A 14,919-nucleotide genomic window follows, 5' to 3' on the forward strand; every position below is an offset into this window, starting at 1 on the left:
TAACAATGAGCGAAAAGCCAATGGAAATAGCGATCACCACTGCGTTAAAAAAGAAAAAATATCTCCTGGAATCAAAGGGTAAGTACCTCTTGCGTGCGGCGCTAGCTGGTGTATATATCGGCTTCGGCATTATAGTCTCTTACAGGTTGGGTGAATATTTTTCTGATGCTCATTCAGCTGCAACACCTATCGCAAGTTCGATTTTTTTCGGATTGGCGCTGGTTTTGATTTTGTATGGCGAGGGAGAATTGTTCACAAGCAATACAATGATGTTGACGATCAGTTCTTTGAAGAAGGCAACGACTTGGAAGGATACCATTGAAAACTGGATTGTATGTTATTCAGGAAATTTACTAGGAGCATTCTTCTTTGGAATTCTTATTATGCTATCAGGACTCTTTATATCCCCGGAAAAATCTCAATATATGATGGAAACCGTGAGTATGAAAATGAACACACCTGCATATCAACTGTTCTTTCGTGCAATTCTTTGTAATTGGCTGGTTTGCCTTGCTGTTTGGGTTCCATTCAATATTAAAGGAGATGGAGCAAAAATAGGAGTCACAATGCTTTTGGTGTTTGCATTTGTGGTGTCAGGGTTCGAGCACAGTGTGGCAAACATGGTACTCTTTTCGGTAGCACTTTTCGTGCCGCATCCTGAAACAATAAGCTTGGTCGGCAGCGTGTATAATCTGGTGCCTGTAACACTGGGAAATATAATAGGTGGTGGATTCTTTGTCGGTACTCTTTATGTATACCTGAATGCCAAAGGGGCTGCAAACGAGGAGAATCAAACAGCAGCTCGATCAGTGTATGGTCAAAATGCATAAAAAAGTATGGAACAAAAAAATCCGCGGATTTCCGTGGATTTTTTTTTGTATTCAAAACTTACCTACTCATGCAGATGCATCTGATACCCGAAATGCTCTCCATTCAGGCTGTTATTGTATTAAACAATTTCTAAATGAGATGTAAGGATAGAGCCATTTGCATAAGCGGTCCTATCAACCTTTAAAGGAATTTAAAATCCATTCTCCAACAACCCCACCTAAATAAACTCCCACGATTCCGAGCACTCCTGCTAGAACTGGAGGTGCTGGAAGAGGTAGCTTCAGGAATTTAAAAAGAATCCCTACGATTAAACCTGCAACTAAGCTTAAAATGATTTCTTTCATGTTTTCACCGCCTCTTATGGCAAGATGGTTAATGAATGATATAGTGAACAGACGTCTGATCACTTAGCAACATTATTTTAACATGAGTAAGATAAAATGAAAACGCTTTATTTATTCTTTATTTTGCATAAAACGAAATGATCTATTCTTATAGTAAAATAGTGGTAAGATATAACTCTATAACTCGTGTACGGAGGATTTAAATGGACAAGCACGTTAAGCACAATATCTTTACCTTGCAAGGATTTTATCTTTTTGTTTTCTTTGGAATAGGCAGCTTATTTCCTTTATTAAGTGTTTATTTAAGTGAAGTTGAAAACTTGAATGGATATCAGATCGGCTTGATCCTGTCGATTGGTCCGGTAATTATGATTTTCTTCCAGCCTTTCTGGGGAATGCTCGCAGACATGAAAAATTCACATAATGCGCTGCTTACTTTAACGACCTTGGTAACAGGGGTTGCCGCTCTGGGTTATATTTTCTTAGATGGCTTTGTGTTGTTCATGATTATCGCAACGACTCTGGCGATGTTCCAAAGTGCTATCATTCCTTTATCAGATAGTATTTCCCTGAAATACACAAGTAAAATGGGAGTCAATTATGGAAATGTCCGCTTGTTTGGTTCACTTGGTTTTGGATTGGCGGTTTTTGCGATGGGCCGATTGTCCGAGTGGAACCCTCAAGTAATTTTCTATGCTTTCTTCCTGACCTTATTGATATCGGCAGCCATTTCAATGAAAATGCCAAAGGAACCTACAGGCCGGCCAACAGGACTATTCGCAGGCATGAAGGAATTAATACAGATGAAGAAGTTTCTTATTTTTCTAGGAGTAACATTCATGATTTTTGGCCCGAATTTAGCCAATAACTTTTACTTCAGCCTGTTTGTGGAAGACAGGGGAGGTACTTATACAGGAATTGGGCTTGCCTTTCTTATTGCGGTGTTATCGGAGATTCCCTTCATGAGGGTTGCTGGAAGCTGGATTCGTAGGATAGGACTGCTGCAGGTCGCCTTGATTGCAGCGATAGTTTCATTAGTGAGGTGGATTTTTTATTTTACAGAGCCATCACTTTCCCTTGTCTATGCATCAGCTGTAATACAGGGATTTTCACTTGGATTGTTCATTCCTGCAGGTTTGCAGTATATCCGTGATATTACTCCACTGCATATTACGGCTACAGCAGTGACGATATACTCTGCAATCGGTAACGGTCTAGGCAATTGGTTTTTCACGTTCTTCGGCGGCATCGTTTTTGAGGAATTCAGTATTTATGGAGTGTATTTATTTTTTGCTGCACTGACCTTAATGGGAGTTTTGCTGACAGTATGGTTAATAAAGGATGAAAAAAGAAGTCATTCAAAACAGATTGCGACAAACTAAGATCTTTCAGTCCACTTTTTTCATGAAGTATTCCCAAACCCCTGCCCCTCCAATATGGAAGGGCAGGTTTTGTTATTTCTTTCAATAGTATAAAAAACTGAAGTATGCTTTCAGTATTTATATCAAAAAATAATTGGAGTACGAAAGGAGGGACTTTTTAATGAGAGAGAATAAGGGTAAAAATACCGAACTTGCAGGCCGTATGTATGATACATCGGATTATCAAAAAAATGACGAACTTTCGAATGGGCTTGCTATGACACATGAGCAGGCTAGCGACAGCTATGTAGAAGGGCAAATCGGCGGGAAAATCGAGCGCTCGTCCGGTGCCGAAGATGAATTGAACAACAGAGGTTATCAGTAAGCAGGAAGTGAGGGGTCCAAGTGTCTAATAAAGGTGAGTTCCAGGGGAATCGAGATCAATACAAAATGCCGGATGCATTAAAGCAAAAGAAGGACTTTGTCTATCGAGTAGGCTATACTTCAAGTACTGGCAATCAGACAAATAACGAAGAAGAACCGGTCAAGAGATCGGATCTATAAAAATTGCAGGCCCTTTTAAAAGGGCCTGTTTTTATCTTGGTCGGGCCACAATCCCGTTATGGACCTTGATATAACCATGTTTCAGGATCTCCAATCCATTTTCGTATAAATAGAGTCCCATTTGCTCGACGGTCATCAGTTCTCGGTAAGTATGATTCATGACATCTGCCATTATTTCATAATACAGCTTGGATTTTAATTGCGCTCTCGGTGTTGTCATGATGATATATCCGCCAGTTTTTAGGAACTTCTTATGCCAATCCACGACTTCGCTTTTTAAAGCATCCGGAAAGTGCTCAAGCAACCCGACACTGAGGACGATGTCAAATTCATGGCCAAAAGGAAGGTTGCGAATATCCTCTACAATGTACTCAGTCTCAAAATCATTTTTATGGTAGACTTTATTTCCTCCTGTAGAAGGATTGCTCCCAAGGAATGGGTAGGTATCAGGAAAATCCTTGAACCTTGTATCCTTACAGAATGGGTCATAATCCACAAACACGATGTCGCCGCCAGGATACATAGCACTAAGCTGCATTGCCTCATATCCTTCAGCAGCTCCGAGGAAAAGGATTCTTGGTTTAATTAAATCCAATCCTTCGAATAAAGCGCGTTTGCCCCTTGGGTCCCAGATTCCGTCCTCAATCCGGTGGGCGTAATTCCACAGATGTATTCTGATCATTTCACCTAGTGCAGACTTTGTTTCAACGAGTTTGAAATTTCTCAGGCTTTTCATGAAATTTCGTTTCGAAATGTCCATTTCAGCAGGAACATCCTTGACGAACCATTCGTGGAAAGATTTATTGAACAATTGCCATGATACGTTAGCTGGCAGAGTTTGTTGATGTTGCTCTTCCCAATCCTTTTTTTCCTGCGCAAAGGAAGTAACCTCATATGGTCTTCCTGTATCTTTCCAGCGCAACTGACTCCAATCATTGACGGTATTCAATTTAACAAACTTATTGTATTCCTTATCGGTGAAATTCCTAAGGTCCATTCTGTACGAAGGCTGCAAGCGGGTTTCATTTGGCTGAATGTCAGGTTCCATCCCTAATTGAAGCAAACACATCACCCCAAATCCTTTTATTGCTTACTTAATTCGTGTCAAGGTGAATAAAACCCTTTATATTAGCTGAAAATTACAAAAAAGCACACCCATTAATGGATGTGCTTTTTGGAAAGAGGATTTACATTTAAAGCTTTCCGCGTCGTATCACTTTTTTGGGGGTCAGGGTGCCTTTCTTTAAATACACAAATCCTCCTTCGAGTGCAGAGCCAATGACGAGCCTAGAAGATGCTTTTATCACCCTCATCTTCATCCCTCCTATAAAGAATTGGCTTGCGTAACTATTTTTACCCTTGTGAAAAGCTGTCAAAACCTTGAAAAATATAAGCAACACCTAAGAATGATAATGATCCGTTGCTTCAGAATAAGCTTTTTCCGCGGCGTCTTGTGTGGCGAAGAGAGCATCATCATCTTCAAGTACATGGAGGGTCTCATTCAAAAATAGAGCGAACGCATTAGGGTCTTTCGGGTGCTGGACAATTTCGCCAGCTTTTATGTTTGATACAGATGGTACATGCGGGTTACGGTAAATGACGAATACTTCATCACCAAACTTCAAGTTTTTCGGGTCGATTAGATCCATTTGAATACCCCTTTTCGCAGAGTTTAAGTGTATAGACTTTTACACGGGATTTTTCCAAAGTATTTTTCATAGCCATAAATGGTAAGTGAAGAGGACCCTATAAATTTTCATTTTGCTGTTTTATTTCATCACCCGTTAGAATGATATTTCCTGCTTCAAAATCGCGATGCTCATCAACTGATCCGCCGGGCACATATCGTTGGTTTGGAGTATATGTTGAACTGAGTGAATCCTTTTCTCTTTTCAAATCATCTTTTTCAGCGTCCATGATTTCACCCCCTGATAAGACTAGTTTTTGTATTGAGATAAAGGATATACGGCCAATTTATTTAACCCGAAAATATCGGAAAAGACACTAATTCGTCACAAATGTAAGGGTTTACATCCTGGTGTGGTGGTATAATAAAAGTGTAGAAAGAAAGTAATTAACATCTTAGGAGGCTCAACCATATGTGTTCGTTCCGTAGTGAACGAAAATTGGTTATTCCTAAAGTGTTGCAAGTTCATCTTCAAAGAGTCAGCATCACCAGCTGCAGGGATCAATACCTATTCGCAAGTTAACCAGAATGATGTTGTTCTTCCAATCGAAGTATTCAAAAGGGAAAAAGCAGACGTTCAGCCTACTAAAGAATTGTACGCTGGAAATAAGCTTCTTACCAAAAGAGTATCAAGGGAATTAATTGATACTTGGAAGGTACCGATTTTAAAGGAAATCAACAAAGTTCAGGTGTAGGGTCATCGTTCCTGAAAGCGGCTTCCATTCAGAGCGAGTGGCTAGTTGGGATGCATGACAAAATTGAAGAAACGGCTAACACAAAAGCGAATAATGAGTCTCTCGGTGATTATACCGAAAAATGTGTTTGTAAAGGTCGTCAATATAAAAGTGAACCCTTTTAAAGTGGCACCTTTTATGCGGAACAAGCACACATCGGCTATAGTAAGAGGATCATACAACTCAATAGTTCCAAAAAAGTTTTGGGCTGGTGCTGGTTGGGTCTCCTAAGATGTTAAGAAAGAAGCTCGCATATGAGCTTCTTTTTTTTATTACAAAGATATTTTATTTCACGACTAGACTGGAAAAGGCACCTTTCACAAGAAAGGTGCCTTGTTAGTTTACTCTTCTTTTTTCGATAGGCAGCGGTCACATTCCATTAAATATGATTCTGCTTGCTCCTGCATTCCTTCACCACATTCAGGGCACACCTTTTTTGGCAAGTTACGAAAAAATTCCACCGGACTCATCATTCTTAAAACTCCTCCTTTTATAGTACAATTTATATTTATTTAACCTGTTATAGTACAGTATAAACATTATTAGAATATTTGTGTAGCCTTTTTTTGAAAAAATTTAAAAATAGGTGTTTGTTCGTATGGTTTATTTGGGGTATCAATTTTTTAAAGGCAAGGAAGGAGTTTTTTTTATGTTCGAAAACAACAGTTTAAAGACCTAATAATTACCATATTTATTTGAAGTCAATAGATAAAAGTGACAAATTTATTACATTATATTTAATAACCCCTTTTATTCTTTTCCGTTTTAACATACAATCGAAATGAAACTTTAAATGGGGAATGATGCCTAAATGGATAATCCGGAATTATCCTTCAATCCAATACTATTGCTTGCAGCTATTTTACTGACAGTGATGTCATCATATACAGCTCTTGATTTGTTTAGTCTTATTAAATCTTCAGACCGTAATAAGAGGTTCTTGTTTCTGGGTGGGACATTTTCACTTGGTATTGGGATTTGGGTTATGAACTTCTTTGGTATGCTTGCCATGAATATCAATGGCACTGTTTCATATCGAATTCCAATCACCGTATTATCGATTATCCTTGTTATTTCTTTTACAGCGATGGCCTTTTATACTATGACGGGCAAGACGGTGAAGAAGAGCAATTTAATCGCTGGAAGCCTGTTCATGATGCTGGCAGTCCTTGTTGTCCATATCCTGGGAATGTACTCAATGAGGTTCGATTTCAGTTATGAACCATCGATCTTACTGATTGCTCTTATACTTGTATTCGTGTCATTCTACTTTTCCTTTTGGATGCTGTTTTTTTCGAAGGGTTTTGCTCAAGGAGACCATGGGTGGATTAAACCGCTAAGTGCTCTTTTCGTAACAGCTGCTATTGCTGAAGGTCATTTTCTTCTCACAAGAGCATCTTCTATTAATATGAAGAACGGTATCGTCGAACAGACGGGAATCCCAGAGTCGTTAATCAGCTATCTAATTGTTTTTATTTCTGTACTCATTCTTGCTGGGTTGATCGGTTCAAGTGCATTAATCAGCAAAAGGCTGGCAGTTACTGATACGAACTTGAAAGATATAACCGATGCTCTAAACTCATCAGCGATTGTTGCAATAACTGACCCTAAAGGCAATATTACTTATGTTAATGAAAAGTTCATTGAGATCTCAGGTTACAGTGAGGGTGAACTTTTAGGTCAGAATCACTCGATTTTGAATTCTGGTCTTCATACAAAGGAATTTTTCAAGGAAATGTGGAAAACGATTGGCTCCGGTGAGGTTTGGAAGGGAGAAATCCGCAATAAGAAGAAGGATGGTTCTTATTATTGGGTAGATACGACAATTGTTCCCTTTTTGAATAGTAAAGGAAGGCCATATCAATATGTCTCGATTCGTTCTGATATTACACTAAGGAAGCAGGCTGAGGCGAGCCTGAAAGAAACACTGAAAGAAGTCAGTGATATTAATTTTGCGCTTGATCAATCATCCATCGTTGCTTTTACCGATGAGAAGGGCATTATCAAAAGTGTGAATGATAAATTCTGTGAAATTTCCAAGTACAGCAGGGAAGAATTGATTGGTAGAGATCATAGCATATTGAATTCTGGATTGCATTCAAAGGAGTTCTTTAAGAATCTTTGGAAAACCATTGGTACTGGACAGGTTTGGAAAGGGGATATTCGCAACAGGGCGAAGGATGGGTCTTATTACTGGGTGGCTACTACGATTGTTCCTTTTCTTAATGAAAATGGCAAACCGTATCAGTACCTTGCAATTCGAAATGATATCACAGAGAAGAAAAAGTCAGAAGAAATGCTCCACCGCCAGGATAAACTTGCCGCTGTCGGACAGCTGGCTGCTGGTGTTGCCCATGAAATCAGAAACCCGCTGACATCGATGAAAGGATATGCTGAATTCCTGCAGCTAGATGAAACAGAGCCACAACGCCAGGAGTTTATTGAAATCATTCTTGACGAAATTGATAGAGTCAATAACATTGTCGAGGAATTCATGGTTCTTGCCAAGCCAAAGGCTGTCGAGCTTGAGGAGCAAAATATCATTCCGATTGTCCAAAATGTAGTATCAATGTTAAAATTCGAAGCTAGGAAAAGAAATGTCAAACTGGATTTTGATGTTACTGAGGAAATCATCCAGATTGAGTGTGATGAAAACCGTCTGAAGCAAGTATTCTTGAATTTCATTAAAAATGGAATTGAAGCAATGCCCGATGGCGGAGATTTAACAGTCAGAACCGAAATACAAAATGACAATGTCATAATTTCCATCAAAGATACAGGTGTTGGAATTCCGCCGGAAACACTGAAGAAAATTGGTGAACCGTTTTATACAACCAAGAAAAATGGAAATGGACTCGGCCTGATGGTCAGCTTCAAGATTATCGAAAGCCACAATGGTAAGGTCTATATTGAAAGCGAGCAAAACAAAGGAACTACTTTTAGGATTATGCTTCCGGCAAAAACTGCATAATGTAAATAACTAAAATGAGGCAGGAGTGATCCTGCCTTTTTTGTATTGCTTTTTTTCCATCTTCACTTTCGGTATCAATTTTTGTCGATAAAATGTTGCAAATATGACAAAGATTTTGATGATTTTTTTACATCCCAATGAAAATTTAGACTACTATGAAATTAAGGGATTTATTAAAATATATACCGGAGGGGAAGCTATGTCATCGATTAGCCAGGTCAAGACGGTCTGTGGTTATTGTGGAACAGGCTGCGGTTTAATATTGGATGTAGAAAATAACAGGATAGTGAAAATCAGGGGAGACAAGGAGGCACCTGTAAATAAAGGGCAAACCTGTGTAAAGGGTGCCTTTGGCTATCAATATGTCCATGCTCAAAAAAGATTGAACACACCGATGATCAGGAAAGCAGGAGAGTTGGTAAAGGCTACCTGGGAAGAAGCTTATAACTACATTTCAAGTCGATTAACTGGTATTAAAACCGATTTTGGACCGGACTCCATTTCAATGTTTGCATGCGCACGTACTACCAATGAATCAAATTATATTACACAAAAGTTCATGAGGACTACTATCGGTAGTAATAATATTGATGGTTGTAACCGAACCTGACACGCTCCAAGTGTCGCCGGTCTGGCGACTGTTTTTGGAAGCGGTTTCCCGACTAATACATTGGAAGATATAGATGAAGCAGAAGTGCTTTTGCTTATGGGTTCCAACACAACCGAAGCACATCCAATCATAGGTAATAGAATGAAAAAGGCTGCCAAGGGCGGTCTTAAGATCATTGTCATAGACCCAAGAAAAATTGACATGGTCAAGTCTGCCCATAAACACTTGCAAATTAATGTAGGGACAGATATTGCACTGATTAACGCCATGATTCGAATTATCATAAAAGAAAAGCTGTATGACCAGGGATTCATCGGCAGACATACTGAGGATTTTGATATTTTGCAGTCGAAGGTCGAGCGCTATACACCAGAATATTCAGCGGAAATCACCGGTTTGGCGGCAGAAGATATCGTGGAAATTGCCCGTCTGTATGCAAATTCCAACAAGGCTATGATCGCCTACACACTTGGTATTACAGAACATCACTGTGGAGTGAACAATGTATTCGATATCGCCAATCTTGCTCTGCTTACTGGCCAAATTGGCAAAAGAGGGGCGGGCATCATGCCTTTAAGAGGACAGAATAATGTCCAGGGTGCCGGAGACATGGGATGCTTGCCGAACCAGCTTACAGGTGCAGTCAGCTTACTGCATGACGAATACCGTACACGTTTCGAGAAAGCATGGAATATGGAAATCAGCAAAAAAGTTGGTGATACCCAGACAAGGACTTTCGATAAAATTGAATCGGGTGATATTAAGGCCTTGTATTGCATAGGGGAAAATCCGCTAGTAGCAGATGTTCATATGAACCATACGAGAAGCTTATTAGAAAAGCTTGATTTACTTATCGTCCAGGATATTTTCATGACAGAAACAGCCGAGATGGCAGATGTTGTGCTGCCTGCCAAGTCATGGGGCGAAGTTGACGGGACATACACCAATACAGACAGGAGGGTTCAGCGTGTACGCACGGCGGTTGCTGCCCAGCCTGGTGTGAAAGAAGATTGGGAGATATTGTGTGAACTATCGACTAGAATGGGCTATCATATGGAATATAGTTCTAGTGAAGAGATTTGGAATGAAGTAAGAGCACTTGCCTGGGAGATGTACGGGGGCATCTCATACGCACGCCTTGAAAAAGAGTATGGAATTCATTATCCTTGCCCAGATGAGAATCATCCAGGCACGAAAGTACTTCATGAAAGATTCCACGCCGAAAAAGAAAATGAGAAGCGTTCTAGTTTTGTGCCAGTCGATTTTACGCCACCATTAGAACAGCCGGATGAACAATACCCTTTCACCCTGACGACTGGAAGGAGGTATGAGTCATATAATACTCATACCCAAACCAGGCATTATGCAGCAGGGGTGAAAATCAAGCAAACTGAAGAAACCCTGGATGTCCATCCGGAAGATGCGACCCGACTAGGTATAAATGATGGAGATCTCGTAAAAGTAAGTTCACGTCGCGGTACTCTTGAAGTTAAGGCGAAAATAACGGAGCAGGTTGTGCCAGGTCTCGTTTTCATGAGTTTCCACTGGTCCGAGGTACCGACGAATGTACTAACACTGAATGAGTATGATCCAATTTCAGGTACTGCAGAATTTAAGGCATGTGCCGTAAAGATTGAAACAATCGTATAGGAAAGGTAAAAAGCTAAAATCCTTTATGAAGGATTTTAGCTTTTTTAATGTTCAGAGAAACTCTCAGTCCGATCATAATTTATGGGTAAGTTTATAGTCATGAACAACAACTTCTTTTAATTTATGAACTCGAAGTATATAAGAAAAATATGGTTTTTCAAGAAAACAATAGAATAATTTTCAAACTAACTAGAAATTATTCCTACGAAAGTTTTATTTTAACCGAATATTCAGTTAATATGACATGTTCTCGTTATAATTCTGTTATTCTCGTAATCCAATTTAAATATGCTTGTTCTTTTTGTACCGAAATTCTATGTTACGATAATTCACGTGATAAAAATTAGCCGATGGGAGGCAAACAAATGAAAAAGTCATTATTATCTTTGGTTGCAGCAGCGGCAATTTCTGGAGCTGCCGGAACACAAGCACAGGCAGAGGAAATCGTCGTACATAAGGGGGATACACTTTGGGGTATTTCTAAGGAATACGACGTAACAGTAGAATCACTTAAAAAATGGAATAACTTAAAAAGTGATATCATTCATCCAAACGACTTACTAGAAGTTTCACCTATTAAATATGCACAAGTCAGAAAAGGCGATACGCTTTGGAGTATTGCAAAGGCTTATGGTGTTACAGTAAATGATCTTAAAGATTGGAATAAATTATCCTCTGACCTTATCCATCCAGGAATGAGCCTGGCTGTTTATACAAATATGCCAGCTGAAATGAAGGTTGAGAAAACGAACGATGCGAAGCCTGCTGCAACACCGGCAGCTACAAATACAACTGCAGCCGCACCGGCAAGCCAGGTAAAAGCAAAACCTGCTGCAACAAAGCCTGCAGCGTCATCAAAGCAAATGACTGTTGAAGCAACGGCTTACACAGCAAATTGCGCGGGGTGCTCAGGAATTACCAAGACAGGTGTGAATTTGAAAGCTAACCCTGATGCAAAAGTAATTGCCGTTGATCCAACTGTCATTCCTTTAGGATCTAAAGTATATGTTGAAGGCTATGGCTATGCTACAGCTGAAGACATTGGCGGAGCTATTAAAGGAAATCGAATCGATGTCTTTATCCCAACTCAAAGTGGAGCACTTCAGTGGGGAAGAAAACAAGTGAAAGTAACGATTGTGGACTAAAGACTTTTTGAAAATGTAAATGCAAATGTAAATTTAAACTGCACCCCAATTGTTAGAGATACTTAACAATTGGAGGTGTAGTTTTTTTATTTTTCCTGTTTTGCTTTAGTTTTAAACGTTTTTCCATTGATAACTTTCTTTTGAGTGATATTGGGCATGATAAGACTTAAGAAAAACTGTGTGAATCTGGAGTATTGTTCTTCGATTTTTTCAAGGATAATGTTCGCTTTTTGTGAAATAGAGGTCTTAATTTCGTAAAGTTGTTCATTCATTGTTTCTCCTGCAGCATCCTGTTTTCCGAGCCGCTCCATGATCGTTTCATGGAAGATTCCTTGCAAATCTGCATGTTTTGCAAGCATATCATGCAATTCTTCCTGTTTTTGAGCCTGAAGTACTAAAGCTTCAGTCACATCTTCATATTCCAAAAGCTTACGGTTCAGTTCCTGAATCATGGATTGTTGATAGGCAAGTTGGTTTAAAATAGCCTCGCTTGTCAGTTCACGATTCTCAAGTTCCTTATAGAATTCGTCGTGCATTTTTTCGAGTTTAACCAGCTTATCATCGATTACAGTTGTGGATTCCTTTTGTTCTGAGATATTTTCCATGACTTTCTCTGAAAAGTCCTCCTGTTTTGCCAATAAGGAAACCATTTTCTGAAATTGAGTAGTATGTTCTTTTCTGTTTTGCTCCAGGGAACGATCAAATTTTGTAACGTTATCTGTCAATTCATCATTCAGCTTTTGCTGCTCATTTAGAATTTCTTGTAAATAATTGAGACGGTACTTCTCCTGGTTGTTCTTTTCAGTGATTTCACCATTGTTGCTATAAACCTGTGGTGACATCAATCCATTTACAAATAAAGGCATAGGCATCACTCCTATAATAAGTTGTCATATATAGTATGACTTCTACTGAAAATGTGGTACCTGCTCAAAAGATAACACTTATTACCTTTTATTAAATGCAGCAGAATGCAGCAAGCTAATAAAAACTGCACTACAGAAAGGAGCAGCTGTTATGCTAACAAAAGGGCAACTGTCGGCATTCAAGGCAGAGCTTCTCAAAAATAAACAAGATCTTGAGTCCCATCTTGACGGGAATGACCATTTTGACCTAAGAAGCGGCCATGCACATGAGTCAACTGGCGAGCTTTCAAGTTATGATAACCATCCAGGTGATGAGGGAACTGAGCTATATGAACGGGAGAAAGATATCGCACTGAATGATCATATTGAATACCAAATCCAAAGTATAGAGAAAGCTGTCCAGGCCATTGAAAAAGGAACATATGGCAGATGCGAGACCTGTGGGCGAGAGATTCCGTATGAACGACTTCAGGCAGTACCAGAGACGACATTTTGTGTAGAACATACTCCAGACCGGACCGTTTCCCATAACCGGCCAATAGAAGAAGGTGTGCTAATGCCTCCTTTTGGAAAATTTGATTTGGATAACAAGGATGAAAATGTTGCCTATGATGCAGAAGATGCATGGCAAGAGGTTTCAAGCTGGGGAACTTCGGAAACACCATCTGATTTTATGACGCCTCAGGCTCACTATAATGACACCTATATTGAATCTGAAGAAAATGTAGGATATGTTGAAGACTTTGAAAATTTCATTGGCAACGATATAACAGGCAAGGAAGTGACCGTATATCCGAATAAGCAGCACGAGAAATACGAAAGCGAACTGGATGAAGAGGGAATCATGACAACATTTGGCGACCTGCCTGCTTATGAACATGACCCATATGTAGAGGACGATAAATAGTTCTCTGGAAAATAGATGTTGGCAAGCAACAGATTTTTCGAAAAGATTAAAAAAGACCAGAAATGGTCTTTTTTTAATGTATAGGAAATTATAAAAGTATTTTGTGCGGGTTACTCTATAGGGTATCTTAATCCAGCTCCAGCGCCTAGCCCCTCGAGACGCTTCGGTCCTGTCAATGAAGTCAAAGAACGACTTTACTGTCAGGCCCTCCAGCGCTTGTCGGGGCTGGACAAGGCGCTTGCGCTTATTGTTCTTGAACATCTTTTGGATATTTTGTCAGGATTAAAACCTCTCATGAAAGGGAAAAGACAAGCATACTGAATTGTCTATGAGAGGTGAATCTTAATTGAAAAATAAACTTAAGTATTATGGCAAGAGTTTAATGGGAGAACTGAAAAAAGACCGAGCTACAGGCCTTGCTGCCCAACAGGCGTACTATTATATGCTGGCATTGTTCCCATTACTGATTCTATTGATTGCAATCGTGCCTTATTTGAATATCGACCCCCAGAAAGCAATGAATGTCGTGAATTCCTTATTGCCTTCACAGTCAGCTGAATTATTAAGAGATAATGTTGTCAAATTAGTTAGCGAACGAAATGGCGGTCTGCTTACATTTGGTATCATTGGGACGATATGGTCTGCATCCAATGGGATGAACGCTTTCATTAGAGCGATGAATATTGCGTTTGATGTTGAGGAAACGAGATCATTCATTAAGGCAAGACTGATATCAATCATGCTGACATTCGGTCTAATCCTGGCGTTTGTCGTTGCACTCCTCTTGCCTGTCTTTGGAAAAGTAATATTGGATACAGTAGAATCGATCATCCAAATTCCAGAGCCATATGATATTGTGTTCAACATTGTAAGGTGGATTATCGCGATTGTCGTAATGTCTGCGGTATTAGCAGGATTATATCGATTAGCACCAAATAAACATTATCCTTTCAAGCATGTCATTCCCGGAGCTATATTCGCGACAATTGTCTGGCAGCTGATTTCTCTAGGATTTTCCTTTTACGTCAGTAATTTCGGGAACTATTCAGCCACATATGGAAGTATCGGTGGTGTCATCGTCTTGATGCTCTGGCTGTTTTTGACGGGACTCGCTCTTGTTCTTGGTGGTGAGATCAATGCTATTTACCATAGGGACAAGACAGGTGAAGAGCAAGTTGAAGAGCATGCAGAATCAGTCAATGCTTAAATTGGATTTGTGTAAAGAGTAATAGAAAAAACAGCAGTTTTC

General features: G+C 39.6%; 16 protein-coding genes and 1 pseudogene. 11 read left to right on the forward strand and 6 right to left on the reverse strand.

Going from position 1 to position 14,919, the window contains the following annotated elements; all coding sequences use genetic code 11:
- Positions 1 to 5: 5 nt before the first annotated feature.
- A complete protein-coding gene (locus AB5I83_RS03785; RefSeq protein ID WP_448973906.1) occupies positions 6 to 830 on the forward strand; it encodes a formate/nitrite transporter family protein in 825 nt (274 codons plus the stop codon).
- 174 nt (positions 831 to 1,004) lie between these two features.
- Here the strand turns inward: AB5I83_RS03785 and AB5I83_RS03790 are convergent, their stop codons facing one another.
- A complete protein-coding gene (locus AB5I83_RS03790) occupies positions 1,005 to 1,175 on the reverse strand; it encodes a XapX domain-containing protein (protein ID WP_102263141.1) in 171 nt (56 codons plus the stop codon).
- Between the two features lie 203 nt (positions 1,176 to 1,378).
- On the opposite strand from AB5I83_RS03790, the gene AB5I83_RS03795 reads away from it, so the two are divergent.
- From AB5I83_RS03795 to AB5I83_RS03805, 3 genes are all read left to right on the forward strand, one after another.
- On the forward strand, positions 1,379 to 2,557 hold the full coding sequence (locus tag AB5I83_RS03795) for an MFS transporter (RefSeq protein WP_448972925.1): 1,179 nt from the start codon (positions 1,379 to 1,381) through the stop codon (positions 2,555 to 2,557).
- A gap of 160 nt (positions 2,558 to 2,717) precedes the next feature.
- Complete coding sequence (locus AB5I83_RS03800; RefSeq protein ID WP_167832471.1) at positions 2,718 to 2,921, forward strand: YozQ family protein; 204 nt, start codon at positions 2,718 to 2,720, stop codon at positions 2,919 to 2,921.
- Between the two features lie 20 nt (positions 2,922 to 2,941).
- Positions 2,942 to 3,100 carry a hypothetical protein gene (locus AB5I83_RS03805; RefSeq protein WP_448972927.1) on the forward strand — a complete coding sequence of 53 codons (159 nt, stop codon included), beginning with the start codon at positions 2,942 to 2,944 and terminating at the stop codon, positions 3,098 to 3,100.
- Between the two features lie 31 nt (positions 3,101 to 3,131).
- On the opposite strand, the gene AB5I83_RS03810 is transcribed toward AB5I83_RS03805, so the two are convergent.
- The 3 genes from AB5I83_RS03810 to AB5I83_RS03820 form a co-directional block, all read right to left on the reverse strand.
- Positions 3,132 to 4,163, reverse strand: coding sequence for a class I SAM-dependent methyltransferase (locus AB5I83_RS03810; protein WP_448972929.1), 1,032 nt, complete (start codon positions 4,161 to 4,163; stop codon positions 3,132 to 3,134).
- A 337-nt stretch (positions 4,164 to 4,500) separates the two neighbouring features.
- Positions 4,501 to 4,749: a transcriptional regulator SplA domain-containing protein gene (locus tag AB5I83_RS03815; RefSeq protein ID WP_167832472.1), complete on the reverse strand. Its 249-nt coding sequence runs from the start codon at positions 4,747 to 4,749 to the stop codon at positions 4,501 to 4,503.
- Positions 4,750 to 4,846: 97 nt separating this feature from the next.
- Positions 4,847 to 5,017 (reverse strand): hypothetical protein, encoded by a 171-nt coding sequence (locus AB5I83_RS03820; protein WP_448972931.1) that lies wholly within the window; start codon positions 5,015 to 5,017, stop codon positions 4,847 to 4,849.
- A 198-nt stretch (positions 5,018 to 5,215) separates the two neighbouring features.
- On the opposite strand from AB5I83_RS03820, the gene AB5I83_RS03825 reads away from it, so the two are divergent.
- Complete coding sequence (locus AB5I83_RS03825) at positions 5,216 to 5,482, forward strand: hypothetical protein (RefSeq protein WP_448972933.1); 267 nt, start codon at positions 5,216 to 5,218, stop codon at positions 5,480 to 5,482.
- Positions 5,483 to 5,862: 380 nt separating this feature from the next.
- On the opposite strand, the gene yhfH is transcribed toward AB5I83_RS03825, so the two are convergent.
- Positions 5,863 to 5,994, reverse strand: coding sequence for a protein YhfH (gene yhfH / locus AB5I83_RS03830; RefSeq protein ID WP_167832475.1), 132 nt, complete (start codon positions 5,992 to 5,994; stop codon positions 5,863 to 5,865).
- A gap of 338 nt (positions 5,995 to 6,332) precedes the next feature.
- Here yhfH and AB5I83_RS03835 point away from each other — a divergent pair, with 338 nt between their 5' ends.
- The 4 genes and pseudogenes from AB5I83_RS03835 (at position 6,333) to AB5I83_RS03850 (ending at position 11,897) form a co-directional block, all read left to right on the forward strand.
- Positions 6,333 to 8,492 (forward strand): PAS domain S-box protein, encoded by a 2,160-nt coding sequence (locus tag AB5I83_RS03835; RefSeq protein ID WP_448972934.1) that lies wholly within the window; start codon positions 6,333 to 6,335, stop codon positions 8,490 to 8,492.
- Between the two features lie 199 nt (positions 8,493 to 8,691).
- Positions 8,692 to 8,850, forward strand: a pseudogene (locus AB5I83_RS03840) (hypothetical protein); the annotation flags it as partial.
- A gap of 24 nt (positions 8,851 to 8,874) precedes the next feature.
- The gene (gene fdhF / locus AB5I83_RS03845) at positions 8,875 to 10,752 is read left to right on the forward strand and encodes a formate dehydrogenase subunit alpha (RefSeq protein ID WP_448973908.1); all 1,878 of its coding nucleotides are present in this window, start codon (positions 8,875 to 8,877) and stop codon (positions 10,750 to 10,752) included.
- A gap of 365 nt (positions 10,753 to 11,117) precedes the next feature.
- Positions 11,118 to 11,897, forward strand: coding sequence for a LysM peptidoglycan-binding domain-containing protein (locus tag AB5I83_RS03850; RefSeq protein ID WP_448972936.1), 780 nt, complete (start codon positions 11,118 to 11,120; stop codon positions 11,895 to 11,897).
- 86 nt (positions 11,898 to 11,983) lie between these two features.
- Here the strand turns inward: AB5I83_RS03850 and AB5I83_RS03855 are convergent, their stop codons facing one another.
- Entirely contained in the window at positions 11,984 to 12,763 is a 780-nt protein-coding gene (locus tag AB5I83_RS03855; RefSeq protein ID WP_448972938.1) for a hypothetical protein, read from the reverse strand.
- A 151-nt stretch (positions 12,764 to 12,914) separates the two neighbouring features.
- Here AB5I83_RS03855 and AB5I83_RS03860 point away from each other — a divergent pair, with 151 nt between their 5' ends.
- Both AB5I83_RS03860 and AB5I83_RS03865 read left to right on the forward strand, forming a co-directional pair.
- Positions 12,915 to 13,670: a TraR/DksA C4-type zinc finger protein gene (locus AB5I83_RS03860; protein ID WP_226642007.1), complete on the forward strand. Its 756-nt coding sequence runs from the start codon at positions 12,915 to 12,917 to the stop codon at positions 13,668 to 13,670.
- A 346-nt stretch (positions 13,671 to 14,016) separates the two neighbouring features.
- Positions 14,017 to 14,877, forward strand: a complete 861-nt coding sequence (locus AB5I83_RS03865; RefSeq protein WP_280847148.1) for a YihY/virulence factor BrkB family protein — start codon at positions 14,017 to 14,019, stop codon at positions 14,875 to 14,877.
- Positions 14,878 to 14,919: the final 42 nt, after the last annotated feature.

It is taken from the genome of Mesobacillus sp. LC4, assembly GCF_053543455.1.

Coding starts and splice junctions, on each gene's coding strand:
- AB5I83_RS03785 (WP_448973906.1), top strand. CDS start 6: ATGAGCGAAAAGCCAATGGAAATAGCGATCACCACTGCGTTAAAAAAG.
- AB5I83_RS03790 (WP_102263141.1), bottom strand. CDS start 1,175: ATGAAAGAAATCATTTTAAGCTTAGTTGCAGGTTTAATCGTAGGGATT.
- AB5I83_RS03795 (WP_448972925.1), top strand. CDS start 1,379: ATGGACAAGCACGTTAAGCACAATATCTTTACCTTGCAAGGATTTTAT.
- AB5I83_RS03800 (WP_167832471.1), top strand. CDS start 2,718: ATGAGAGAGAATAAGGGTAAAAATACCGAACTTGCAGGCCGTATGTAT.
- AB5I83_RS03815 (WP_167832472.1), bottom strand. CDS start 4,749: ATGGATCTAATCGACCCGAAAAACTTGAAGTTTGGTGATGAAGTATTC.
- AB5I83_RS03820 (WP_448972931.1), bottom strand. CDS start 5,017: ATGGACGCTGAAAAAGATGATTTGAAAAGAGAAAAGGATTCACTCAGT.
- yhfH (WP_167832475.1), bottom strand. CDS start 5,994: ATGATGAGTCCGGTGGAATTTTTTCGTAACTTGCCAAAAAAGGTGTGC.
- AB5I83_RS03835 (WP_448972934.1), top strand. CDS start 6,333: ATGGATAATCCGGAATTATCCTTCAATCCAATACTATTGCTTGCAGCT.
- AB5I83_RS03850 (WP_448972936.1), top strand. CDS start 11,118: ATGAAAAAGTCATTATTATCTTTGGTTGCAGCAGCGGCAATTTCTGGA.
- AB5I83_RS03855 (WP_448972938.1), bottom strand. CDS start 12,763: ATGCCTTTATTTGTAAATGGATTGATGTCACCACAGGTTTATAGCAAC.
- AB5I83_RS03860 (WP_226642007.1), top strand. CDS start 12,915: ATGCTAACAAAAGGGCAACTGTCGGCATTCAAGGCAGAGCTTCTCAAA.